The 25171-nt window shown below is 67.4% G+C and carries 12 protein-coding genes; 6 read left to right on the plus strand and 6 right to left on the minus strand.

The annotated features are described in order from the left end of the window. Positions 1–50 precede the first annotated feature (50 nt). Entirely contained in the window at positions 51–8585 is an 8535-nt protein-coding gene (gene tssI, locus QEP15_RS21215) for a type VI secretion system tip protein TssI/VgrG (RefSeq protein ID WP_280148011.1), read from the plus strand. A 43-nt stretch (positions 8586–8628) separates the two neighbouring features. Further along, entirely contained in the window at positions 8629–9132 is a 504-nt protein-coding gene (locus QEP15_RS21220) for a hypothetical protein (RefSeq protein ID WP_056325710.1), read from the plus strand. A gap of 134 nt (positions 9133–9266) precedes the next feature. Here QEP15_RS21220 and QEP15_RS21225 read toward each other — a convergent pair whose 3' ends face one another. Genes QEP15_RS21225 through QEP15_RS21250 form a run of 6 tightly spaced genes read right to left on the minus strand, consistent with a single transcriptional unit; the run spans position 9267 to position 17946 of the window. Beyond that, positions 9267–11573 (minus strand): DUF2235 domain-containing protein, encoded by a 2307-nt coding sequence (locus QEP15_RS21225; RefSeq protein WP_217618788.1) that lies wholly within the window; start codon positions 11571–11573, stop codon positions 9267–9269. Continuing rightward, positions 11563–12345 carry a hypothetical protein gene (locus QEP15_RS21230; RefSeq protein WP_217618787.1) on the minus strand — a complete coding sequence of 261 codons (783 nt, stop codon included), beginning with the start codon at positions 12343–12345 and terminating at the stop codon, positions 11563–11565. Before QEP15_RS21230 ends, QEP15_RS21225 begins: the two co-directional genes overlap by 11 nt. Positions 12346–12365: 20 nt before the next feature. After that, complete coding sequence (locus QEP15_RS21235) at positions 12366–13145, minus strand: DUF3304 domain-containing protein (protein ID WP_217618786.1); 780 nt, start codon at positions 13143–13145, stop codon at positions 12366–12368. Then, the gene (locus QEP15_RS21240; protein ID WP_254607095.1) at positions 13138–14127 is read right to left on the minus strand and encodes a DUF4123 domain-containing protein; all 990 of its coding nucleotides are present in this window, start codon (positions 14125–14127) and stop codon (positions 13138–13140) included. Before QEP15_RS21240 ends, QEP15_RS21235 begins: the two co-directional genes overlap by 8 nt. Beyond that, positions 14124–17012 carry a type VI secretion system Vgr family protein gene (locus tag QEP15_RS21245; protein ID WP_280148012.1) on the minus strand — a complete coding sequence of 963 codons (2889 nt, stop codon included), beginning with the start codon at positions 17010–17012 and terminating at the stop codon, positions 14124–14126. Before QEP15_RS21245 ends, QEP15_RS21240 begins: the two co-directional genes overlap by 4 nt. Positions 17013–17070: 58 nt before the next feature. Then, positions 17071–17946: a hypothetical protein gene (locus QEP15_RS21250; protein ID WP_146177817.1), complete on the minus strand. Its 876-nt coding sequence runs from the start codon at positions 17944–17946 to the stop codon at positions 17071–17073. 189 nt (positions 17947–18135) lie between these two features. Here QEP15_RS21250 and QEP15_RS21255 point away from each other — a divergent pair, with 189 nt between their 5' ends. The 4 genes from QEP15_RS21255 to tagF all read left to right on the plus strand — a co-directional run bounded on the left by QEP15_RS21255 (position 18136) and on the right by tagF (position 25169). Then, on the plus strand, positions 18136–18990 hold the full coding sequence (locus QEP15_RS21255) for a M15 family metallopeptidase (RefSeq protein WP_180098203.1): 855 nt from the start codon (positions 18136–18138) through the stop codon (positions 18988–18990). Further along, positions 18990–20357: a hypothetical protein gene (locus QEP15_RS21260; RefSeq protein WP_280148013.1), complete on the plus strand. Its 1368-nt coding sequence runs from the start codon at positions 18990–18992 to the stop codon at positions 20355–20357. The genes QEP15_RS21255 and QEP15_RS21260 overlap by 1 nt, the downstream gene beginning before the upstream one ends. A 64-nt stretch (positions 20358–20421) precedes the next feature. Then, entirely contained in the window at positions 20422–24189 is a 3768-nt protein-coding gene (gene tssM, locus QEP15_RS21265) for a type VI secretion system membrane subunit TssM (RefSeq protein WP_254636955.1), read from the plus strand. After that, complete coding sequence (gene tagF / locus QEP15_RS21270; RefSeq protein ID WP_056325695.1) at positions 24186–25169, plus strand: type VI secretion system-associated protein TagF; 984 nt, start codon at positions 24186–24188, stop codon at positions 25167–25169. The genes tssM and tagF overlap by 4 nt, the downstream gene beginning before the upstream one ends. Positions 25170–25171 lie beyond the last annotated feature (2 nt).

Below are 25171 nucleotides of genomic sequence, written 5' to 3' on the forward strand. Positions count from 1 at the left end.
CGGCGCGTGCCCCGCGCCCCGGCTCCGCCGAACGACATTCGCCACGTCCTATGAACGCCTTGCCTTCGAACGCCCCGGCCTACTCGTCATTGAACATCGCCACGCTGTCGCAGCAGGCGCGCCTGCTGCGCCTGGACACCCCGCTGAACGCCGAGCTCGTGGTCGAACACCTGAACCTGCGCGAAGGCGTGTCGCGCCTGTTCTCGCTGACGCTGGACTGCCTGGCGGCCAGCGCCGAAGTGGACGTGGGCGCGTTGCTGGGCAAGGAGATCAGCGTCAGCCTGCTGCAGGCCGATGGCGCGATGCGGCGGTGGCACGCGGTGGTGGAAGGGGTGGACGCGCTGGGCGCCGACGGCGGGCTGGCGCGTTTCCGCCTGCATGCCGCGCCGTGGATGGCCGCGCTGGCGTTGCGGCGCGACAGCTTCATCTACCAGGACCTGTCGGTGCAGGACATCGTCAGCGAGGTGTTTTCGGATTATCCCCAGGCCGCGTTCGCCTTTGAATTGAGCCAGGCGCTGGAGCCGCTTGCCGTCTGCACGCAGTATCGAGAGTCGGACCTGGCGTTCGTCGAACGCATCCTGACCGAGGCGGGGTTGAGCTATCGCTTCGAACACCAACAGGACGACGGCCAGTCCGCCAGCGGCGGCGCGCGCCACCGCGTGGTGATCTTCGACGCCGACGCCGCGCGTCCGCAGGACCCGGCCTCGCCCTTGCGCTTTCACCGTAGCGACGCGACCGAAACAAGCGACAGCATCACCCGGTTTGCCGCCCGGCAGGCCGTGCGGCCCAACCGCGTGGCGCGCGCCGCCTGGAACGAGCGCACGCTGAACGCGCACGCCGCGCAGAGCCAGTCGCAGGTGCAGGTGGAATCCCTGCCCGTCCTTGAAGACTACGACTACGCCGGCCATGGCCGCTATGGCGATGACGACGCGGCCGAGCAGAGCGCGGCGCGGGCGCTGCGCGCCCATGAATCCGAGGTGGTGCGCTTTGAGGGCGCGGGCACCGCCCGCTCGCTGGCGGCAGGGCACGTGTTCGCGCTGAGCCAGCACGCACGCTACGCCGAAGGCGGCGGCGGACAGGCCGCCGACGAACTGGGCGGCAACCGTTACGTGGTGCTGGACGTGACGCACGAAGCCACGAACAACCTGGGCAGCCAGGCCGCGCAGGTGTTGAACACCCCGGACATGGAGCGCGGCACATATCGCAATGTCTTCGTTGCGCAGCCCGACGCGGCAGCGTTGATGCCCGCGTGGCGCGCGCGCCCCACGGCCCCGGAAAGCCTGGCTGCGGTGGTCGTCAGCGCGGCCGATGCGCCCATCACCGCCGACCGCGATCTGCGCGTCAAGGTGCAGTTTCCGTGGCAGCGCGGCGAAAAGCCGCTGCCGGGCGGCCTGCCGCATCGCACGCATGGCGATGCCAGCGGCAATGCGCCCGGCGATGACCGCTCGGGCACGTGGCTGCGCGTGGCCAGCGCGCAGGCGGGCCCAAACTGGGGCGCGCATCACCTGCCGCGCGCCGGCACCGAAGTCATCGTTGAATTCATCGACGGCGACATCAACCAGCCCGTTGTCGCGGGGCAGCTCTACAACGATGCGGATTTGCCGCCCTGGTCCGCCGGCGAAGACGGCGACGCCAATCACGCCGGCGTGTTGAGCGGGTGGCACAGCCAGGGCCTGGATGGCGCGGGCCGCAACCAATGGCTGTTCGACGACACCAAGGGCAAACTGCGCACACGGCTGGCCAGCTCCACCGCGGCCACGCAACTTGGGCTGGGCTATCTGGTGGAACAGGAGCTGGACGACGCCAGCCGCGGCCAATGGCGCGGCACCGGCTTTGAACTGCGCTCGGACGCGTGGACGGTCGTGCGTTCCGGTCAGGGCATGCTGTTGTCGGCCACTGCGCGTGAACAAGGCAAGTCGACGCAAGCCGATGCACAGGAAGCCCTGCTGCTGCTGCGCGGCGCGCAGGACGCGTCGCGCCGGTTGAACGACAGCGCGGGCCAGCACAAGGCGCGCCCGCTGGCGGCGTCCGAAGGCTACGAGGACCTGCTCAAGGCGCTGGACCCCAAGCTGGAAGGCCGCTACGCCGCCCAGGTGAACGGACAGGCCGCAGGCAAGGCCGCCGACGGGAAACGCACCGGCGAGGCCGCCGTCGAGCGCATCAACGGCCCGCATCTGCTGATCGATTCGCCGAACTCGCTGAACCTGGCCACGCCGGCCAGCGCCGTGTTGCACGCGGGCGAACACCTGCACGCCACGGCGCAGTCCGATGCGCATGTGGCCGCCACGCAAACCTATGCGGCCGTGTCGGCACGGTCGGCCAGCGTGTTCGCGCAGCAAGGGGCGATACGCGCGGTGTCGGCACACGCGCCCGTGTCGCTGCACGCCCACACCGACATTCTGGAAGCCCTGGCGGGGCAAGACATCACCGTCACGTCATCGGCAGAAGGCATCGAGATCCTGGGGCAGCAGCGCGTCACCTTGCAGGCAGCGGGCGGCAGCGTCATCCTCGACGGCGCCGATATCGTCTTCAAGGGACCGGGGCTGTTTTCGGTCAAGGGCGCCACGCACAACTTCGTCGGCCCCGGCAGCGATGCCGCCGCGCTGCCGGCGCTGCCCAGCACCACGGTGGACGACCCGCTGATCGTCAGCGCAGAGCTTATCCACAAGGACGGCGCCCTGGCCTCGGCCGCCAAAAAGGCCGGAACCAGCCTGATGGCCGGTTTTGGCGGCGCGGCGGGTGCGGCGGGTGCGGGCGGGGGCCTGAGCGGATTGGGCGACCTCGCGCCCAGCGGCTTGGGCGATCTGGGCAAGACGGCCGCCGGCGCGGCGGCCAAGCTCTCGCAATTTGCCGGCCAGGCGAACACATTGGCCGGGCTGGCGAAAAATCCCATGGGCGCGTTGTCGCAGGCGCCGGGCTTGCTCGGCGGCATGGGTTCGACGCCCTCTGCCGTGGGAGGCTTGCTGAACACGGCCAAGAAAACGATGGGCATGGTGTCGCAGGCGCAAGCCATGATCGCCAACCCGATGTCCGCGCTGCCCGCCGCCTCCGGCATGCTGGCGTCCGTCGCGCCCGGCGCGGGCGGCATGATCGACGGCGCGACGGCAGCCGTTGGCACGGTCTCCAAGGCCGCTGAATGGGTCAAGGACCCCACCGCCGCCCTGCCCGCCGCAACCGACATGCTGGCCTCGGCCGCGCCCGAAGGCGCGTCCAAGATGATCACGAGCGCCGCGTCGATCGCGGGACTGGGCAAGGGTGCAGAGGTAGGTTCGGGCGCGGGGCTTGGTGCCGACGGAGGACTGACGGGCGCAGCCGCGACGCCGTCCTTCGCGCCGACGGGGACCGGCGCTGCGCAATCGGCGGCAGCAGGATCGACGCCAGCGTCGGCATCAAGCCCGATGACTGCGGCGAGTGCGTCGCCAGCAGCCGATCCGGCAGGCGCAGGCGCATTGGCTACAGCAGAGACATCGGCAACGGCAGGTGCGTCGGCTACTGCAGGTGCGTCGGCAGGTGCATCGGGAACGGCAGGTGCGTCGGCAGGTGCATCGGGAACGGCAGGTGCGTCGACGCAGGCCACGGCTTCCGCGACCACGGCAACACCGGCATCCGCGGCCCCCTCCCCCGCTCCAGAAACCTCGGCGTCCGCGTCGGCACAGGCCTCGTCACCGGCCTCGCAAACGGTCTCGCAACCGGCCTCGGAAACGGCGTTGGGATCGGCAGCAACGTCGGAATCCGCCGCGACGCCCACCGCGCAGGCCACGGCGGCCGCAACGCTTCCGTCTTCAGCGGCCACCGCCGCCGCGGCGCCCGCGGCATCGCCCGCAGGCGCCATGGCTGACAACAGTGCGCATCCGGCCAACGGCACCCTGCAAGCGCCGTCCGCATCCGACGCCGCAACACAAACGCCCACGCTTGCCACGGCAGCGGCCGGCAGCAGCGCCGCGTCTGCAATTCCTTCCCAAGCAGGTACCAGCGCCGGCGTGGGAGCTAGCTCTGGCGCGGGCGCGGGCATCGCTTCAGTCGCTGGTGCGGGTGTCGCATCGGGCGCAACCCTGGCAGGCACAAGCATCGCGTCCAATGCGTCGCTCGCCAGTGCGGACACCGGCATCGCCTCCGGCATGTTCCTGGCAGATGCGAGCCCGGGCATTGCCTCCGGCACGTCCTTCACAAGCGCGGACGCAGGTATTGCCTCCGGCACGTCCCTCGCAAACACAGACGCCGGTGTTGGGTCCGCCGCGTCCCCAGCAAGCGCGGACGACCTTCTGGCATCTGGCGCTGCGGCCGCTGGCGCGGATGCGAACATCGCCTCGCCGGCATCTGTTGCCGGCGCGGACGCTGGCGTTGCGTCTGCCATCGCCGCCTCAAGCACCCGCACGGCCGTCCCGTCCATCGCGTCGGCTGCTGGCGGCGCCGCCGCTTTTGCTGCTGGCGCAACGGGAGTCGGCATCCCGGCCACGGGCGCGCTGGCTGCCTCGTTGGCGGGCCGCAGCAGTTCGGCGTCCGCAGCGATGCCCATCGCGACCCAATCGGGATCGGGATCGGAGTCGGGATCGGGGTCCGGATCGGCGTTTGACTCGCAAGCGTCCAAGGCAGGCGAGCCCGCTTTCGGCTCGTCCTCATCGGTCGCGTCCACGTCCGCTACGCAATCCGACGCTGCCGCCCGCTCGCATCTGTCCGCCAGCTCAGGCACGGAAGCGCCCGGCCGCATCGAGGCGGACGCCAGGACGGCGCCGGGCTCGACCCACGATGCAGCGCCGTCCGCGTCCATGGCCGCGCCGGGCCAAGCCCGTCAGACAGAGGGATCGGGAGCCGCCATCGGCCTGCTCGCCGCCGTCGCCGGAACCGTGACCGCGACGACGTCGCGTCGTACGCACGCCCAGGACGGCGATGACGACACGCAGCACGCGCATGACGGCGACGACGCCACCCAGCACGCCAATGACGGCGAAGACACCACGCAGCACGCGCAGGTCGACCCGACACGTATCGGCGCCGCCGCCGCGGGATTGGCGCCCGCGTTCACGCAAGGATCGACAGTGCTGCAACCGGGCGCGTCGCCTGACGCGCATCGCTCGACCGGCCCAGCCCCGCATCTCGATCACACGGCGGAACGGGACGAGCAGACCACCCACGCGGAACACACCGCTCGCGACGCGCGCGACTGGCTTGCGCGCGGCACGTCCGCCCACCGCGTAGGCGGCAGCGACATAGCGTCCGGCGTACACGCAAGCCAGCGGGCCGATGCCCCCTTGGCCACCGGCACGGCCGCTGCGCGCGGGTCGATGAACGCCTCCGCTCATGACGCGGCTGACGCCGCGCAGCAGGACGACACGACCAAGGGGCGCAGCCCGGCTGCGAATGCCGCGCTGCTCGCGTCCATTGCGGCGGGCGCGGGCAGTCTGTTGGGCGCCACCTCTGCCGCGGCCAGCAGCGTCACGCAAGCGGCGTCCGGCTCGACCGCCGCGCCGGGCAGTCTGCCCGATGCATTGGCGTTGCCGACTGGCGCGCCATCCGTTGCGGCGCCGAGCGTGCCGGTCGCGTCTGACGCGGCGATAAGCGGGTTGCCGGTCTCCTCCGGCGCCACGGACCCGGGTGCTGCCTTGGCCGGCGCGCCGTCGCTGCCCGAATCGGCCGGTGTTTTCACCACGCCGCCCTTGTCTGGCGCGGCGCCGCAAACGCCCGGCTTCGTGCCTGCGCCCGGCGAGAGCTTGCCGCAGGGAACCGGGCTGCCCGGTGCGACCGGGGACAGCACTTTCGGACTTCCGAACATCGAAGCCTCTCCCAGCCCGTCCGTTGCCGTCGGCGCGGCGGGCGCGGGAGCGGCGGTTGACGCGGCCGCGACAAGCGGCGCCGCGACCTCGACCCTTCCCACAGCCACGGGCGGCATCGCCAGCGCGGGCCCTCTCGCAGGAACAGACGCGGTTGCAGGTTCCGCGGGGGCTTCCCCCGGTTTGGCAGGTGCCGGCGTCAGCGAAGGCACGGCGGCCGGCGCCAGAATAGAGACAGGCTCAGCGGATGCAGGTGCTGGTGCAGTTGCCGGTGTAGCAGGTACAGGTGCCGATGCAGGTGCAGTTGCTGGTGCAGCAGGTACAGGTGCCGATGCAGGTGCAGTTGCGGGTGCAGCAGGTACAGGTGCCGGTGCAGGTTCTGGTATAGGTGCTGGAGCTGGCCCAGCAGATGCAGGCGCAGGGGCAATCCCCGGCGCCGACGCGACCGCAAGTTCAACGAACGCCTCGGCGGCCTCCGCTCCCATCGGCGCGAATGGCGCGGCCGCGCCGGTCGGTTCCGCAGCGGCCAATGGCAGCGCACCGGCAACCGTCACCACGCAAACTACCGGCGCGCCCTCCCCGGCGGACGTCTCTTCGACGCAACCCGCCGAGACCACCGCCCCCATCGCTGGCGGCGGCGCCAGCCCAACGCCTCCCCTCGCCGCCGGCAACACCACCGGCGCAACGCCGCCCTTGGCAAGCGCCAGCACCGGCGCGGCAAGCGCCACGCCGCCCTTTGCGCCGGCCGGAACCACTGCCCCCGCCGACCCGCCGGACACCGTGCTCGGCGCCGAGACCGCGCGCGCGGCGGGCATGGCCGACAGCACACCGGCAACCCGCGCGACGGACCTGTCAGCCGCAGGCGGTGCAGTCGGTGCAGCCGGCGCTGCCGCGGGCGGAGGTGGCGGAGCCGGGGCGTCCGGCATTGCCGCCGTGGCTGGCGGAGGCACCCTGGCGGCCATCGCGCAGCAGGCCAGCACCGCCTCCACCGTGCTATCTAGCGCCAGCACGCTCGCCAGCGGCGGCGTCAGCGCCAACGTTGGCGCAGCCATCGTGCCCGTCATGACGCAAGCGCTGAACGCGGCGGGCGACCGCGCCGCAGCGCTGAGTTCAGCCGTGGACACGCTGTTCTCGCTGCCCGACGTGAAGCAGGCCAACATTCCCGCCGTGGCCGGCGCCATTCTCAGCATGCCGGGTCTGTCGTCCTCGTCGGTGCCGGGCGTCATTGGCGCCATCCTGCAATCGCCCACGCTCGCCACCGAAACGCTGCCCAAGGTGGCCGAGGTGTTGATGAAGATCCCGGGCGTGGCGGACTCGCCGCTGCCGCAGATCGCGCGGGACGTGCTGGACACGATCGGACTGGGCCCGGTCGCCCGCACGCAGGGCACCAATCTGCCCGGCCCGTCCGGCTCCGGGCGTGTGGTGCCCAGCGTCTCCACGTATCGCGGCCGCCAGGATGGCGCGCGCCTGCAATACGTCAACCTGGAACGCGCGGACGAACGCTGGAACGACGGCAACGCGTTGACCACCACCGAGCGGCAGACCCGACGCCCGCGAATCCACGTGGAGTTCAACCGTCCGGGCGCGCACCGCTTCACCATCACCGTCAAGGCCGACGCCGGCAACATCGCCTACTCCAGCCGCGAGCGCGGCCGCCGCGCCAGCTACCAGGAGCCGCACGCCAATCCGCGCAGCTACGTCACGGACGCCGACGGCACCCGCATCGTCGATGACATCGACCTGCCCGCCGCCGGCCGCAACGTCTACCTGTTCGAGGTGCGCGACGAACGCGGCCAGCTCATCAAGACGGAGCGCGTCGAAACCGCGCGCCGCCTGTATATCCAGGAAGTGATGTGCATGAGCGCCCGCCCGGCGAACCATCTGGCCGACGTGACGCCGGTCACCGCGGAATTCGCGCTGCACGGCATCGACATGATCCAGCTGCCGCGCCTGCAATTCCGCGGCCGCTCGGCGGTGGATGCGGCGGACAACGTGGACGCGCAGCAGGCCATCATGGACGCCGTGCGCCGCGTGTACGCCACCTCGCCCGGCAAGCAGCGCGAGCCTTACACGCTGGTGGTGTGCCACGTCGACCGGCTGGCCGCGCCCGGCACCAGCGGCGACATGCGCCTGCCCGTGCCGGCCGGCCCGGGCGGACGCGTGATGACGGTGCCCATCGTCAACGACGACCGCACCCTTGCCAGCCTCTGGTACGAGTTCGACGACAGCGACGACTGGCTCGTCCACGCCCGGTACCTCTACACTGACGCATCGGGCGCGGAACGTTCGATTCCCATTCCGCGCCATTTGATGACGCCGCTGCGCGAAAGCTCCGGCGCCGTCTTCTCCGTGAAAGTCGACCTGACCCAGATTTCGTCCACGCCCCTGAACGGCGTGCTCAACATCCAGTTCAACACGGTCGCCGCCAGCTATGCTGGCCTGGCCATCACCGGCACCAACCTGCTGTTCGTGTCCACCCTGGATCCCTACGTCCCTAACTCGCAGGCGTACCTGACGGAAACGCTGGCCCACGAAATGGGCCACCTGCTCGGCATGGTGCCCAGCGGCCCCGATTGGCCCGGCCTGCGCAACGAAGACTCCTCGGCCGACGATTCCAAGCTGGATCCGCCGCAGTACTTCTACTACAACATGGGAGGACACTGCTACTTTGGCCTGCCCAACCGGAACGGCCAGTACAGCGATGAGATCGGGCAGTGCGTGATGTACGGCATCACCTGCGCCAACATCCACTTCTGCCCGAGTTGCAGCAAGGCCGTGCGCAAGGTGGACTGCTCGGAAGGCTGGACCTCATTCTGACGACGCGCCCCGGATCACCTTCGCTCTCTGAAACGACATCGACATGCCCATCATGACTACCGACTGGATCGAGCCCGCCTCCTTTGCCTCGGTGCCCACGCACTCGCAGCAGGAACACGCCTGCATGCCGCCGCTGCAAGGCTACGACGCGCAGATGCGCATCGCCGCGCCCTCGCGCGTAAGGATCCGCGACGGCAGCACCCTGACGATTCCGGTCTGCGCACGCGGCATCCTGCCCGTCATCGACAATCCGCAACTGCCGCGCTTCGTGGCGAAGGATACGCGCACCGGCAAGGTCTACCGCGGCGTCGCGTTCAACTACGTGCGTCCCAAGCTGCCCAATGTCTCGGTGGACCCTCGGGAAGGCGGCCCCCGCCCCCCGAAGATCGCCCTGCCGCCGGGCATGACCGTGGAAACGCGCTTCACCACCGACATGGCCGGCGTGCTGCACCTGCCGGCCACGCCGGCCACCTATGAGGTCTACATCGAGGCCGAGGACGTGAAGTCGAACACGGTGACCATCGAGGTCGAAGAAGGCCAGAAGTGAAACTTGGCTAGAAGTAAAACCCGGCCAGGGAAAGCGCCGGCCAGCAGAAGTTCCGGCTGCCAAACGAACGGACCGGTCAAATGAAGACGGCCCTGCTCTGCAGGGCCGTCTTTCCATCAACAACGAGCCGCCGCTCAGGGCCGCGCGGGCGTCATCTGCCGGATGTTCTGCTCGTTGCGCGCAGCCATCGCCTCCACTTTCTCAGCGTTGCGCATATCCTTGGCGCGCTGTTCCATCTCGGCCTTCGCGTCGGTCTTGGCGAACACATCCTTGTCGCGCACGCGGAAATACATGCGGGTGCTGGCCAGCAGATGGTCTGGCCAGCTGCTCAGCATCGCGTCGTGCACCAGCCAGTCGAACAGCGTCATCACCTTGGGCGGCAATTGCGTTTTGCCGTCCCGCGCATCGCGCCATGCGGTCAGCAGACGCCGCTGCATGGCGCGATCGGCCTTCATGTCGGCGAAGGGGTCCGGCAGCTTCTCCACATAATCTGGGTCGCCCGGCTTTCTGCCAAGGCGCATGTTTTCCATGACGACCGCCTCCTGCTCCCATCTTTCCATGGCCCGAAGCTGCTCGGGTTGGTTGCGTTCCATGTCCTGACGCCGCTGCTCCGTCGCCGCATCCTGGCGCTCGGCTTCTTCCAGCCCCTTGTACTCTTCTTCCAGGCGCTCCCACAGCGGCAGGAAGCGCTGCGGCGGCGCTTCGCCCCGGCTGGCATTGGCCCGTTCGCGGCGCTCATTGGCCAGCGCCTCCAGTTCGCGCGCGCGCGCCGTCGTCTCGGGCTTGGCAAGCTCCTCCCGCGGCAGCATGCTCAATCGCCTGCGCTCTTCGATGAGCTCCTGCTCCGGGGTGAAGAAGTCCCGGTCCTTGATCCACGCCTCTGCGGGATCCGACATCCCGGCGCGAAACACGGGGTCCTGATAACGCACCGCCAGCCACCGCAGGAAAACTTCCATGTGCGGTGCGAAATCGCAGCCGGGTTCGTATTTGACGATCTCGCGGTAGGCATCGACCAGTTCCTGGACGTGATAGGTCTGTCCTTCATCTTCGATCGAGCCGGCCAGGCTCAGCATCCGGTACAGCACCTGATCCCGGGACGCAATGCTCTCCATGCTATACATCGCAGCGCCGTGCGCGAGCGCCAGGTTCATCATTTCGCGCAATGGAACCCGGGATAGCGACGCGCGAGTGCCCAGCGATCCCATTGGGGCCACGCCGGTCACGTCACCGCTCGAGCCCGGATAGAGATACTGCAGGCCACGCGTCTTTTCCAGGGAGTCCAGCCGCTGATTGCGGCGCAATTCATGCGCCGCGGCGAAATGCACGGCCTTCTCCACGGCTGCGGGTATGGTCAGCGTGCGATCCTTGTGCGTCTGTTTGATCAGGTCCGTGAAGGGAATTAACTCAAGGAACCAGTTTTCTTCCATGATGGAAGCGACACTGTCAAACAGTCCCAGGAATCGAATGACAATCTTCGCGTCCGGGGCACCGTCTTTTCCGATGATGGCCAGGTCGGTGTCGTGGCGGCGCTTGTACTTCTTGACGATATCGTTGACGAATTGCTTGGCGATGACCCCGCCACGATCCGCGCCAAAAACGCAGATCTCGATACGCACGACCTTTTCCGTACCCGCGTTTGCCTTCTGATAGGCTTCCTCGAACTGACGCCTGGCCGCGTCCAGGCGCGTGTCAACACCGGTTCCCATCAATTCGGCGACGGCGGCATTGTCCCGCACGACCGGCACGCCCTCCAGCAATGTAGCTTTGGCAGCGTTCTTTCCCGCCGTCCAGGCAACCTTCAGCGGATTCTTCTTGAAATCCGACCAGAAGCCGCGCAAGGTGGCTTGTGCGCGATTGCGGATTCGCTCGGGATCCAGCGCATTCCAGATTCTTACCGTCTTCTCGGGAAGCGACTGGACGTCTTTCACGACGTCCTTGTATGCCTTCACCATGGGGTGGAAGGACCCATCCTTGATGGATTGCTGGACAGCCTTCTTTGCGCGTCCCGTGGCATCCACATCCGGAATTTCATCAAGACGCGTGATGTTCTTTGCCGCGTCCTGCGCGCTGGAGATCGCCTTGTCGGCCACTTTTCCTCCAGCAATCGTCAGCGCGCGGACAACGACGTCAGCCTTTGCGCTCTCGTTCAGCTCGACGCCAAGGCCCGAGTAGTAGAACGGAAACCAGTGCTGCTTGTTCGGCCTGTTTTCGTCGTCTTCGCTGAAGTGGGCCATCCACAGCCTGCTCACATTCGACAGGAACGTCGGATTCTCCTTATCGATATCCTTGTTCCGCCCGAAGCCATCGAAAAAGAAGCCCATCCGCAAAGTGATACCGCACTCGGTGCAGGAATCCTTGGGATAGGCGGCCTCATTAGCCGCCATGGCCTTCAAGACTGAAGCGGGCGTTCTGTCGACTTCAGGAATTTGATCACTGGACATTCTTCTCTCCAGGAGGCGTGCCGGACGCCTTGATCTGTGCAATCTTTTCGCTCGGCAGGGCAAACACGGCACGGCCAAAATCACCCGGTTTGCGATTCGGATCTTTCAAGAGTTTCGCGATCTCGGCCTGCTTGTCAAAATCCGAGGCCACGACAAAGTAGAGATACATGTAGCCGCGCATGTCCTCGGCCTCTTCAATGCGATACCGCGTCCAGGCCTGCCGGGTGACCTTTGCGAGAACATGCTTCAACTGGGTCGCGTTTTCGTAGCCGGTCAACTCGGCGCCGTACTTCCCGTACAGCCATCGCGTGGTTTCCACGATTGGAATTCTGACTTGACCGGTCAGATTGCGACTCAGCGCGAGCTCCATATGCTCGTCAGGATAGATATGCAATTCGAGATAAAGCGTGCCATCTCCGTCGGGCGCCTTGGTAGCGGGAAAATGCACCTTTGTTTCCTTCCTGAACAACAGATCGTCGAACTTGTCGTCGAACAGATGTTTGCGAAGCAAATCAGGGTCCCCCCCGCTCCACTTCACCGTAAAGTCAGTCCCCTTAAATGTGTAGCAGCAGGAAACCCGTCCCTCGCCTCCGCCCGGCACCAACGTACTTGAACTGACTACGTTGCCCGATGCGTCACTCAGCCTAACCGGCTCCAGATTCCAGGGCGTGTAGTTGTACGCGATGAAGCTGACACCCTGGTACGTGGGTTCGCCATTGCACCCCGCCAACAGGCCCAGCCACAGCAGTACCCCGATCAAGCCCTTACGCATTCCTTGCTCCCAAATTGTCATCAGACACCCTTGCCTCCGGGCGCTGTTCCCGCCGCCTTGATCTGCGCGAGCCTGTCCATGGTTAGCTTGGACACCGCCCGCCCCAGATCGCCCGGCTTTCTGTTCGGATCCATCAACAACGCTGCAAGCTTCGAATCCTTGTCGAAGTCCGAAGCGACGACGAAGTACATATACATATAGCCGCGCATGTCCCCTTCGTCTTCAATCCGATAACGCATCCAAGCCTGTTTTGTCACCTTCGCAAGCACGTATCTCAGCTCGTGAATGCTTCTGTAATTCTCCAGTTCCTCTTTGTGATGCTTGTATAGCCAGCGCGCGGTTTCAACGATGGGAATTCTGACTTGCCCCAACAATTGACGGCTGAGGGCCAACTCCATGTGCTCGTCCGGATAGATGTGCAATTCCAATATGACGGGCCCATCGCCGGGAGGAAGCTCCTGATCTTGCAGGCGCGCCTGCGTCTCTTTGGTAAAGATCACGTCATCGAATCTTCCGTCGTACATGTGCTTGCGCATCAAATCTGCGTCGCCACCTTTCCACTTGATCGTGAAGTCAGTACCTTTCAGCGAGTAGCAACACGAGACACTTCCCTCGCCACCACCTGATGGAATCATCCCGCTCGCGGCCATCCCGCCAAACGCATCAGCGATCTGAACGGATTCCAGATCCCAGGGCGTGTAGTTGTAGGTGATCACGCTCACCCCCCGATAAGTCGGTTCGGCGCTACACCCGCTCAACAGGCCAAGCCAAAGCAGCATGCCGACCAATGCTTTACGCATCGCCGCCATCCCGGCCCGCCCGATGCCGTGCCTGCACCGCATCCCACACCGCGTCCGGCACGCCTTCCAGCGCTTTCGACAGCCCGCCTTCTGCGTTTGCCCGATACGCACGCAGCCCGTCGGCGATCGCCGGATGCTCATCGAAGCGCGGCGAGATCGCCACGCCCCACGCAACATAGTCGAACGTGTCCTTATCCCCCGCCACGCCGTGAGCGCGCGCGCGTTCCAATTGCGCCTGCACGCGCGGCACCAGGGCGTCCTGATCGGGGTTGCCGGGCAGCAGGTTCGGATAAAGCCGGCGCAACTGCACCGCCAGCTTGTCCGGGTAGTCCAGATCGAACAGCATCTGGTGCTGCTCGGGCGTGAAGCGTTCGATGCCGTCCGGCCGCGCCGCGGGTAGCCGGCCCGTGCCAGCCAGCTCGCCCTGCGAACCATCTCGCAGCGCATAACGCAACGTGATCAACGGCGCCGCGAAACGCGCGCGCTGCTCGGGTGTCCAGACCTGGACCACGCGCGCGAGGATGCGGCTGTCGTACCAATGCAGGAAGAACTCGCTGGCATCCGGCAAGGCGTAGTCGCAGAACGCGCCAAAGTGCGCGATCAGCTTCTCCAGCGGCACCGCCGACGCGAAGCTCATCATCGCGTAGCGGCCTGCGGCGCGCTCGTGCAGCGCTTCCAGCACGCGCACAAGCACGGTGCTGAAATCCCCGTGACGCGGTCCGCGCAGCACGCCTTGCGAGGCGCCGTCCACTTCGATCAGCAGCGGCGCCACGTCGCCGTATATGTCCAGCCCGGTCTGCGCCCACACCGAGCCGAAGCTCAGGTCCTCGGTCGCGGTCAGCCGCGCCAGCAGATCCGGATGGCCGCGGAAGTCGACGATCACATACGCGCGCGCGGCCTCGCCATACGGGCCCCGGTGATGGGGCAATTCTGCGAATGTGGACAGCAGCGCGTCCTGCCAGGAATAGTGCATCGCCGTCATGCCTTGTCGGTGATGGACTGCACGCTCTCCAGGGCGTCCAGGACGCAGGTCTTGCAGACGGTGAATTGGGGGAGCGGATACGGCATCTGCGTCGGGCCGGCAAATTGCTTGTTGCCGGTCTTGACGTCGATACGGCCCGGGGCGGTGACGGTGATGTTGCCGCCTTCGATCACGATGCTGGCGCCCGCCGCGTTGGCGATGCGGATTCGTGTGGGCGACGCGTACTCAATGCCCGCGTTGGCGCTCACCATGCGCAGGTCCTGCTGCGCCTGCACTGTCAGCACATCGTGCTGCGACAGCACCTCCACATCGCCCGTGCCCGCAATCAGATCCAGGCCCGATTCCGCGCCGCCCTGCTGCACTCCGGCCACGATTCCCAGCGCCTGCCCGGTATGCACGCGCAACGACCCGATGACGGCCAGGTTGTGGTCCTGCCCGGAAGACCAATGCACCAGTTCGCCCGCCGCCACCTGCAGGTTGCGTCCGGCCGCTTGCGTCAGGCCCGCGCGGCCCGCCATCAGCACCAGCGGGTCCGTCAGGTGGGGCACCTTGCCGTCCACCACGTCCGTATGTTTGGCCGAGGCATCGCCCGCCGCGCCGCCCAGCGCCTCGCCGGCCACGGTGCCGGACACGGCGTGCGTCATGGCGGCCAGCGGCGCGCGTTCGCCATCCAGGCGGCTGGCGCCTTCGGACGTCGTGCCGCGCGCGGACGCCAGCCGCACGCCCTGGTGGGCGCCGACCACGCCATCGAACGACTGCGCCATGATGTCGGCCTGCCCGGCCAGCGTCAAAGGCGCCGCGGCCTCGCCCGCCGGCTCGCTGCCGCCCGCGTTATAGGTCGTGAGCAACACGCCGCCTGCGCCGCGCACCGCGCCGAACGCATCCGTGCGCAGCTCTGCGCCCACGCCGCGCACGTTGCCGCGATAGTTGCCGCTTTGGTGAATCAAGTGGCCCAGGTTCAACTCCGTGGCGGCCTGTGTCGTCTTGATCTGCATGCGCAGCTGGCCATCGCTGTCGTCGAACACGATCTGGTTGTAGCCGTCGCCGCCGAATTCCTTGCTCTTGAAGCCGCTCAGCGCGGCCGCGTTGCGATGCTGTTCGTCGCCACCGGCCGCGCCATGCCAGGCAGGCGCATTGCCGCTGGCCAGGTTGGCCTGCGCACTGGGCTTGCCGTCCAAGGCGGCGGCGTACACGTCGGTGTTCATCGGTTCGCCGGCCCTGCCGCCGGGCGTGGAGGGAATGCCGCCCTCGCCGCGTCCGTTGTACAGCGCGCCCACCACCAGGGGCTGGTCGATGTCTTCATCCAGAAACCGCACCAGCACTTCCTGGCCGACGCGCGGCACGAAGCTCATGCCCATCCCCGCGCCTGCCTGGCGCTGCGCCACGCGGGCCCATCGGCTTTTTGCCAGGCCCGCGCCTTCGGCCTGCCAATGAAAGCGCACGCGCACATCGCCGCGTGCATTGCGGTAGATCTCGTCCTCGCCACGGGCCTCGGTGGAACCTTCGGCGTTGGTGACGATGGCCGTGTGCACGCCCACCACCGACGGCGCGCCCGCCAGCCGTGCGCCGCGCCCCGCAGCGAAGGCGGCGCGCCAGGGCCGGTCGCAGCGCACGGCGCGAAACCGGTTTGCATAGCCGACGTCGTGCGCGCGCGCCAGCACGGCGGCGTCGGGCTGCGCCTGGCCAAGAAAGGCGTCGCTGCGCGCAGGCTCATCCCCGTCGGCGGAATGCGCGACGGTCTCGTCGTCAAAGCGCAGAAAATCATCCAGCGCGCCCCGCATTGCCGCCATGCCGGCATCGGCCTGGCCAGGCAGATTGTTCACGCCCACCTGCTCCAGCAGATCCAGCGCGAAGACCGGTTCAAAACCCGCCTCGCCGGACGGACCGAGCGGCGACATGTCTTGCAGCGTGAACCGCGTTCCCGACCGGAAAGTGCGCACATTGCCGCGCCCCACGAACGTTTCCGCGCTTGCCTGCACCGCCTGCATCATCAGCGTGGCCTGAAACTGCGCATGCGCCTGATTCAGCAAGGCGCCGTGGCCCAGCGGCTCGAACCATTCCAGCCCGGCGCTCTCGTCATCGGACCCGCTGGCCGGGCCCGCCAGGGCCTGGCCCGAAATGGCATGCTTGCCGCTGGCATGCCATCCCAGCACGGTGACGCGTTCCACGCCGCGGCGTTGCCGCCGCGCAAACACCTGCACGCCGTCCTGCGATTCGGTGGCGTGCGCGCGCTGAAAGCGCACGCCCACGCCGGCGGACTGGGCGTCCTCGGCCAGCGTGCGGCTGTCGGCAAAGATCAGCACCGCGTGGCGCGCAGGCGCGCTGTCGTCTTCGACGGTGGTCCAGCCCAGGCCGGACTCGGCCAACAGCCGCGACAGGAAGTCGTAATCGGTTTCGCGATACTGCGTGGTGTAGGGACGCGCGGGCAGATCGGCCAGATGCGTCTCTACCTCGGCGGACACCTTGTATGTGTAGCCCGGGTAGGTATCCAGCACGTGCCGCACGATGTCCATTACGGGCTGGCTTTCATAGATGCGGCTTTCGCGCCGCTGCGTCGCCAGCCACAGCCACGGCGCCAAGGTCAGGCGATACCGCGCCATGCCCGGATTGCCGCCCAGCATCTCGGCCTCGCGCACGACGCCGCTGCGCCCGGTTTCGGTGCCGTCCGCACACGTGGTCCACAAGGTGGCCGGGCGCGAGATCATGTCGTTCAGGTCCAGCCCGGCATCTTCGGCCAGCGCCACCACGCGCATCTGACCAATCGTCGACAGCCCCTCGCGCGCGGCCCAGCCTTCCACCTGCAAGGACGACATCGCCCCTTCGCCGTCCAGCCGGAAAAGGCGGGTCTCGGCGCTGAAACTGCCGCTGCTTGCGTTGACAGCCATGGAACAAAAACCTCTTGGAAGACGTTGACGACACTCGCCCGCTCCGGGCGATGCGAATTCAGGGTTCGACGTTGGCTTGCGGCGTTGGGCATTCCGGGGCCGTGCCCCACTGCCCCGCGCACACGCGCAGGCGGCATTGCTCGCCTTCGATGAAACTGAGTTTGCGGCACGCCTTCAGCCGGTCGGCCAGCGGCGAGCCGGGCATCTCGCGGATGAATACGCCGTCGGACTTGTAGACGCGCGTGCCCGGCGGAGACGCGGGCGGCAGCCCGTAGCTCATCAATGCCGAGAGCAAGGCGGCGTCGGTATCCGACTGCTTGGCGGCAGTGCGCGGCGTGTTGCTGGCGGGCTTGGCCGCTTGCGGCGCGCCAGACTGGCGCGCGCGTTGCTGTTCGGCTGCCTGACGCGTGGGTCCAGGCGCAGGCGCGGCCGCTGGCGGCGGCGTCATGGCCAGCACAGACAGCGGATTAGTCGGTTCGCCCAGCGGGTCCGGGTCGCCTCGGCCGATGTTCGCATCGCGCGCGGGCGGCGCTTCGTCAACGATGGCGGCGACCGCCGGCGGCGTGTCCAACACAGAGGGTAGCGACGTCTCTGCCGCGGAGGCCGCGCCAGACGCTTGCGGCGGCGCGGAGACGGGGCGCTCGGCCGACGCCACGGCGGGCGCCGGCGCTTGCGCCGTCATGGGCGCCGCGCCCTCTTCATGAATGAACCAGGTGACGCCGCCAGCCAGCAAGGCCAGCAACAGCGCCAGCGCCAGCCACCGCCCCGCGCGGCGGCGCGGCGGCGCAAGATGTTTGACCTCGGCTTGCGGTACGCGCCCCTCTAGCGCCGCAAGAATGCGCGCCGATTCGATCTCGCGTGACGAGGACGCCGTGGCGCTGAGCAAACTCGGCGCGGTCTTCGTAGGGCGAGATTCTTGTTTGTCTTCTGCCATGCGGATTCCCGTGTCAGCAGGAGGCGTGTGCAGCCCCCCTGTAACCAAGCCCGCCGAGAATACCCGATCGATCCGTTTCGATCATCGCTCCTTGTTACGATTCCTAAGGGTCGGACGCTACTTGCAACGCCCGAGCACTTGCCTCGTGCGCGAATAGAACAAAAGATTACGCCTTCACATGAGGGACCTATTTTGTTGCTGCTACTGCCCCTGTATTTTTTACTGGCGGTGGGCGTCTCCGCTCTCCTTTTTTTTCCCGCGTTGCGCCACGGCGCAGCCCGGGGTCTGCGCGCCTGCGTACAAGGCGTGGCGCGGGGTGCGACGCGTGGCGCGACCCACGCGGGCGGGGCAGTTGGCGGGACGGCGGGCGTGCTGCGCAGCGGCATGAACGCGTCGAAGGATTGGGTCGGAAGGTATCGCTGGCAAGTTGCAATCGGGCTGACAGTTGTAATGCTTCCGTCACTTTTTGCTTTCTTCATGCGACACAATCACACATTCGTTTACAGCACCCAAACGGCCGGTCCGGACCGCCGGATACAGGCTTTGCTGGAGGGCGAAAGGCTGGCGCCGCCCGCCCCGCTGCCCCCCGACGCATTCACCACCCGCGAAGTGGAATTGGTGCGGCCGAAGCTGGGCGGCGCAAGCCGGAACTGGGATCTGCTGGACGCGGATTTCCGCCAGCGCCTGCTCTTGGCGTATCGCATCATGCGTGAACAGCATGGGTACGAAATGGCGCTGATCGAGGGCTATCGCAGCCCCGAGCGGCAGGAAGAGCTGGCGGGCATGGGCACGCACGTGACGAACGCGGGCGCGTTCCAGAGCTATCACCAATATGGCCTGGCCGCCGACAGCGCATTCTTCCGCGACGGCAAGATCGTCATCTCTGAAAAAGACCCCTGGGCCATGCGCGGCTATGAACTCTTTGGCGAAACCGCCGAACTGGTCGGCCTGACGTGGGGCGGCCGCTGGAAGATGATGGACTTCGGCCACGTCGAGCTGCGCCGTCCCGGGGTCATGCAACGCGCTCGCGAGGGCGCCAAGTGATGGCCCGCGTCGTCAAAAAAGGCCTGTTGGTCCTGATGCTGTTCGCCGTGGTGTGGCTGGCCGTCATCATCTGGTGGCAGGAATCCCGTACGCTGCCGACCGGCGTGGACATCGGCCTGTATCTTTTCGCGCTGCCCCTGGCGATGCTGGCGGCCGTGTGGCTCGGGGCGCGCGCGGTGCGTGCCGCACGCGCCCCCAAGCCTGCCGCGGACCCCGCCACGCCGACGGCGCAAACGCCGGCGCACGCGCCCGCGCAACTTGCCCAATTGCGCGTGGCCGCCGTGGCGGCGCGTGCCGCCGCCGGCGACGACACCGCCGCCATCGCCGAGGCGCTGGCGGCGCAAAAGCGTCCCGAGCTGGATGCCGAACTGAAAACGCCGCAGGGCTATCCCATCTTCGCCGCGCGCGTGCCCGGCGTGAACGACCTTGCGCTGTACGCCGCCGCCCGCGAGCGCGGCGCGCCGCCCGAGGCGACGGGCACGGCAACCCTGCGCGTGACGTCCCTGCTGGCCGACGTCGCCCGCACGCTCACCAACGAGGCGCATCGCCACGTCACCGCGCTGGATGTGCCCGCCCGTGATGAGGACTGGCCCCTGCTGCGCGTGGAGCTCGTCCTGCCGGCCGATTGGCCGGACGCGGCGCGTGAACGCGCGTGCCAGGAGATTCAGGCCGCGGCCGGCGTCTGGCCTGATAGCCGCATCAGCGTCGCGCAACACCAGGCGCGCGACACCATGGCAGCCGACGGCCTGCTGCGCGACCTGGCGACGGCCCCGCACGACGCGCAGACGCCCGAGCCCTGGCGCATCGTGCTGGCTGGCGACGGCTATATCGATCCCGAGCAAGTGGCAATGTGGGATGGCATGTCGACACTGCTCACCCCCGCCAATCCGCAAGGCCGCGTGCCGGGCGAAGCGGCCGCCGGCCTGCTGCTGGGCCCGGCCGGCACCGATGCCCCACTGCGCGTGGCCCTGTCGCCCGTGCTGCGCCGCCAGAAGCAGGCCGACGCGCGCGGCGCGCAGGCCGAAGCCCCGCTGGCGCAGACCGTGCAAGACCTGCTGCAACGCGCGGACGTCGCGCCCGACAGCGTCATCCACGTCATCAGCGATGCCGACCACCGGGGCAGCCGCCCGCTAGAACCGATCAACATCGCGTCACAACTTTTCAGTCACCTGGACGCGGCCAAGGATTGCCAGTCGGTTGGCGTTGCCTGTGGCCATACCGGCGTGGCCGCCTCTCTGCTGACGCTGGCCGTGGCCGGGCAAGCCTGCATGCAGTACGCCCAGCCGGTACTGACCCTTACCCTGCAAGACCCCGTATTGCGCTCGGCGGCACTGGTTTCCCTGCCCGCCGCCAGCGCTACCGCCTGACCCCATAACAACAGCGAAAACCATGCGTAGCCCATCAGGATTGTTTTCTCGATTTTCCAGCGCCATGAGCGACTTCCGCTACTGGAGCGCTCGCGTGTTCGCCAACCCGCGCACCTTCATGGCCATTGGCCTGATTGCGCTGATCGTGTTCCTGTTCCTGTTTGCCGACACGATGCAGATCGCCATGGTGTGGGCCGGGGCCTTGCTGGGCGTGCTGCTGTTTCTGTGGTTGTGCACCTACCTGTGGCGCCGCCGCAAGGCGCGGCGCGCCAACCAGAAGCTGGGCGACATGCTGGAACAGCAGGTGCAGACGGGCGCGGCCGCCAGCCCCGCCGCCAACCGCAATGAGATCGAGGCGCTGCGCACCCGGCTGACGCATGCCGTGCGCACCATCAAGACATCGAAGATCGGCCAGACCTCCGGCAACGAAGCGCTGTACGAGCTGCCCTGGTACATCGTCATCGGCAACCCTGCCGCCGGCAAGAGCAGCGCCGTGATCAATTCCGGCTTGCAGTTCCCCTTTGCAGACAAGAACGGCGCAGCGGTGCGCGGCGTGGGCGGCACGCGCAACTGCGACTGGTTCTTCACCACGGAAGGCATCCTGCTGGACACCGCCGGCCGCTACTCGGTGCACGAAGAAGACCGCAACGAATGGATGAGCTTTCTGGACCTGCTCAAGCGCCATCGCCCCAAGGCGCCCATCAACGGCATCATCGTGGCCGCCAGCATCAGTGAACTGACGGATGCCGGACCCGAGTTCGCGATCAACCTGGCCAAGAATCTGCGCCAGCGCGTTCAGGAACTGACCGACCGGCTGGAAGTGTTTGCCCCGGTGTATGTGATCTTCACCAAGGCCGACCTGATCGCCGGCTTTTCGGAGTTCTTTGCCGACGCGGATGCGCGCGAGCGCGATCGAGTCTGGGGCGCCACGTTGCCCTATGGCGCCGATGAAAGCCGCGACGTCCTGACGCTGTTCGACGAGCGCTTCGACGAACTGTACGAAGGGCTCAAGGAAATGGGCACGGCGCAGATGTCGCTGCGCCGCAGCGCCGCCCTGCCCCCGGGCCTGCTGACGTTCCCGCTGGAATTCGCGGGCATCAAGCCGGCGCTGCGCACGTTTCTGTCGACGCTGTTCGAGACCAATCCGTTTCAGTACAAGCCCGTGTTCCGCGGCTTTTACTTCACCAGCGCGCTGCAGGAAGGCGCATCGCGCAGCACGTCCACCGACAAGCTGGCCGAACGCTTCACGCTGCGCCCGGCCAACCGCGAGCCCGCGCGCGGCGTCAGTTCGCACAACGGTTTCTTCCTGCGCGACCTGTTCTCCAACGTGATCTTTGCGGACAAGAAGCTGGTGCGCCAGCACGCCAGTCCGAACAAGGTCCGCATGCGTTACCTGACCTTCTTCGGGTTGGTGCTGGCGCTGGGCCTGGTGCTGGGCGGATGGAGCTGGTCTTACCTGGGCAACCGGCAACTGGCCACCAACGTGCAGGCCGACCTGGACAAGGTCGTGCGCCTGCAGAGCGAGCGCACGGACCTGCAAAGCCGCCTGGAAGCGATGGAGATCCTGCAGGACCGCATCGAACAGCTGGACCGCTATGCCGCCAGCCGGCCGCTGTCGCTGGGCCTGGGGCTGTATCAAGGCGATGTGCTCAAGCAGCGCCTGCTTGCCGAGTACTACAACGGCCTGCGTCAATTCATGCTGGCGCCCGTCAAGGCCAGCCTGGAGGACTATCTGGGACGCGTGGACGTATCGCAGGCGGCCGCTTCCGGCGAGCGCCCCGCCACCGCGCCGGCGCAAGCGCAACCCGTGCGCGCGAACGCGGGCGACACGCTGTTCCAGGACGCCTCGCCCACGAACGTCGACGACGCCTACAACGCGCTCAAGACGTACCTGATGATGGCCAACCGCGAACACGTGGATCCGACGCACCTGTCGGATCAGATCACGCGTTTCTGGCGCGGCTGGCTGGAAACCAACCGGGGCGCGATGCCGCGCGACCAGCTCATCCGCAGCGCCGAACGGCTGATCTCGTTCTACGTTGCGCGCGCGGCGGACAGCGACTGGCCGCAGATCGAAACCAACCTGGCCATGGTCGAGCGCACGCGCGGCAACCTGCGCAGCGTGATGCAGGGCATGCCGGCGCGCGAACGCGCCTACGCCACGCTCAAGGCGCGCGCCGCGACCCGCTTCCCCGCGATGACGGTGGCGCGCATCATGGGCGAGGCCGACGCCGCCGTGGTCGCGGGCAGCTACGCGGTGCCGGGCACGTTCACGCGGGAAGCCTGGGAGCAATACATCGAACCGGCCATCGGCGAAGCCGCCCGCAAGGAAGTCCAGACCAGCGATTGGGTGCTGGGCGTGAACGCGCGCGACGACCTCACGCTGGAAGGCAGCCCCGAGCAGATCCAGAAAAGCCTGGCCACGATGTACAAGACGGAGTACGCGCAGGAGTGGCAGAAGATGCTGCGCGGCGTCACGATCAAGCCTTTCTCAAGCTTCGAACAGGCGGTGCAAGGCATGAACCGCCTTGGCGATCCGCAGAACTCGCCGCTGGTCAAGCTCATCAACACGACGTACGAGCAGACCTCCTGGGACAACCCGTCGCTGATCAACACCGGCCTTTCGCAGGCGCAGACCGGCGTGGTCGCGTGGTTCAAGCGAGTGATCCTGCGCCAGGGCCAGCCCAAGCCCACGGAAGTCGCGCCGGGTGGCGAACAGATGCCGATGGGACCGGTGGGCCGCGAGTTCTCCGACGTGGCGCGACTGGTTGTCACGCGCGACAACCAGTCGCTGCTGGGCAACTACATGAATGCGCTGTCCAAGATCCGCACGCGCTTTAACCTCATCAACAACCAGGGCGATCCGGGCCCCGGCGCGCTGCTCCTGATGCGCCAGACGCTGGAAGGCAAGGATTCGGAACTGGCCGATGCGCTGAAGCTGGTGGATGAGCAGATGCTGGCGGGATTGACGCCCGCGCAGCGCGAGACGCTCCGTCCGCTGCTGGTGCGCCCGCTGATCCAGGGTTACGCCGTCGCGATGCAACCTGCCCAGACCGAGTTGAACAAGGTCTGGAACGCGCAGGTGTACCAGCCCTTCACGCAGACGCTGGCCGACAAGTATCCGTTCTCGACCAAGGCCGGCATCGAGGCCAGCGGTGAAGAAATCGGGCAGATCTTCGGCCCGCAGGGCAGCATCGCCAAGTACGTCAACGAGACGTTGGGTCCGCTGACCGTGCGTCGCGGCGACATCCTGACTGCGCGCACCTGGGGCGACATGGGCATCGAGCTGCAACCGTCCTTCACGGCGAACTTTGCCCAGTGGGTGGCGCCGCTGTCCGGCGGCGCAGCCGGATCGGGCGCGGCAAGCCAGCCGCAGACGCTGTTCCAGATCCAGCCCAGGCCCGCCGGCGGCGTGACCGAATACACCATCGAGATCGACGGCCAGCAGCTGCGCTACCGCAACACGCCGGCGCAATGGGTGAACTTCGTATGGCCCAACGCGCAGGGCGCGCCGGGCGCGCGCATCACGGCCACCGCCTTTGACGGCACCGTGGTGGAAGTGGTCAACGAACCCGGCCGCTTCGGCCTGGAACGCCTGATCTCGGGCGCGCAGCGCAAGCCCAACCCGGACGGCAGCTTCGAGATGAGCTGGAGCAAATCCAACATCACCGTGCCCGTCCGTCTGCGCATCATCAGCAACGCGCAAGCCGCCAGCGCCGGCGGCGCCGAGCCCGGCAGCCAGGGCCTGCGCAACCTGCGCCTGCCCGCCACGGTGGCCGGCACGTCCCCTCAACCCTCCGTCGCCCCGACGCCTGCCGGAGCGCAGCAATGAGCAATCCGCAGTCTCCCATGTTCCGTACGGCTTACTTTGGCAAGATTCCGTCCCGGGGTGATTTCGTCAAGAATACCTCGCACCCGCAGCTGATGGCGACGCTGGATGCGTGGGTGGCCAACACCATGGAGGTGCTGGCGCAGGACCCGCACTGGAAGACGCTGTACGACGAAGCGCAGCCCGTTCCCTTTGCCGTGCTGGGCTCGCGCGGCAAGCTGGCCATCGCCGGCCATCTGCAGCCCAGCCGCGACCAATCGGGCCGGCGCTTTCCGTTCATTACCGCCACGTCGGTGGAAGTGACCCGTCCGCTGGACTTCATCGCGCGCAGCCCGCTCGCCTTCAGCCGCATGTGGAATCGCATGGGCACGGCGGCGGCGCAGCTCATGCACGACGGCGACCCCGCGCCCGCGCTGCAAACGCTGAACGACCTGGAAGGCGAGATCCGCACCGCCGCCGACGACGGCTTCGATGCCTTCATCGACCTTCAGACGATCGAACGCGTCGAGGCCATGCTGCGCGGCAACGGACACGCGGCCAGCATGCACGACATCGTCCTGGCGCTGGGCATCCTGCTCACGCCCGTGATGTCCAGCGGCTCATCGCAGCTGGACACCGGGCTTGCGCTGCCGCTGCCGGACGATCCGCTCTACATCAATCTGGTCGCCAGCTACTGGATGACCTTGATCGCGCCATTCCTGACACGCGCCGATTTCGAGATCGCCATTTTCATCGGGCGCATCGCCGGCAAGCATCGGCTGGTGGTGGGCTTTCGCGGCGCCTCGCCGCGCACGCTGGCAACGCTGCTATCCACCCCGCAGGCGCTGTCGCAGCATTACATCGTGCTGGAAGACGCGCCGTGGGTGCGCGATCACGTCAGCGCCAGCCACGGGCTGGCCAAGCTGGCGAGCTATCTGGATCAACCGCGGCTCTCCTTGCGCCAGGCGCTGGAGACGTTCCGCGAAGTTTTCATCGGAGCCTAGGA

The sequence above is a fragment of the Achromobacter mucicolens genome (assembly GCF_029866465.1).
GTDB classification, from domain to species: domain Bacteria; phylum Pseudomonadota; class Gammaproteobacteria; order Burkholderiales; family Burkholderiaceae_B; genus Achromobacter; species Achromobacter mucicolens.

Coding starts and splice junctions, on each gene's coding strand:
- QEP15_RS21225 (WP_217618788.1), bottom strand. CDS start 11,573: ATGTCCAGTGATCAAATTCCTGAAGTCGACAGAACGCCCGCTTCAGTC.
- QEP15_RS21230 (WP_217618787.1), bottom strand. CDS start 12,345: ATGCGTAAGGGCTTGATCGGGGTACTGCTGTGGCTGGGCCTGTTGGCG.
- tssI (WP_280148011.1), top strand. CDS start 51: ATGAACGCCTTGCCTTCGAACGCCCCGGCCTACTCGTCATTGAACATC.
- QEP15_RS21245 (WP_280148012.1), bottom strand. CDS start 17,012: ATGGCTGTCAACGCAAGCAGCGGCAGTTTCAGCGCCGAGACCCGCCTT.
- tagF (WP_056325695.1), top strand. CDS start 24,186: ATGAGCAATCCGCAGTCTCCCATGTTCCGTACGGCTTACTTTGGCAAG.
- QEP15_RS21235 (WP_217618786.1), bottom strand. CDS start 13,145: ATGCGTAAAGCATTGGTCGGCATGCTGCTTTGGCTTGGCCTGTTGAGC.
- QEP15_RS21220 (WP_056325710.1), top strand. CDS start 8,629: ATGCCCATCATGACTACCGACTGGATCGAGCCCGCCTCCTTTGCCTCG.
- QEP15_RS21260 (WP_280148013.1), top strand. CDS start 18,990: ATGGCCCGCGTCGTCAAAAAAGGCCTGTTGGTCCTGATGCTGTTCGCC.
- tssM (WP_254636955.1), top strand. CDS start 20,422: ATGAGCGACTTCCGCTACTGGAGCGCTCGCGTGTTCGCCAACCCGCGC.
- QEP15_RS21240 (WP_254607095.1), bottom strand. CDS start 14,127: ATGACGGCGATGCACTATTCCTGGCAGGACGCGCTGCTGTCCACATTC.
- QEP15_RS21250 (WP_146177817.1), bottom strand. CDS start 17,946: ATGGCAGAAGACAAACAAGAATCTCGCCCTACGAAGACCGCGCCGAGT.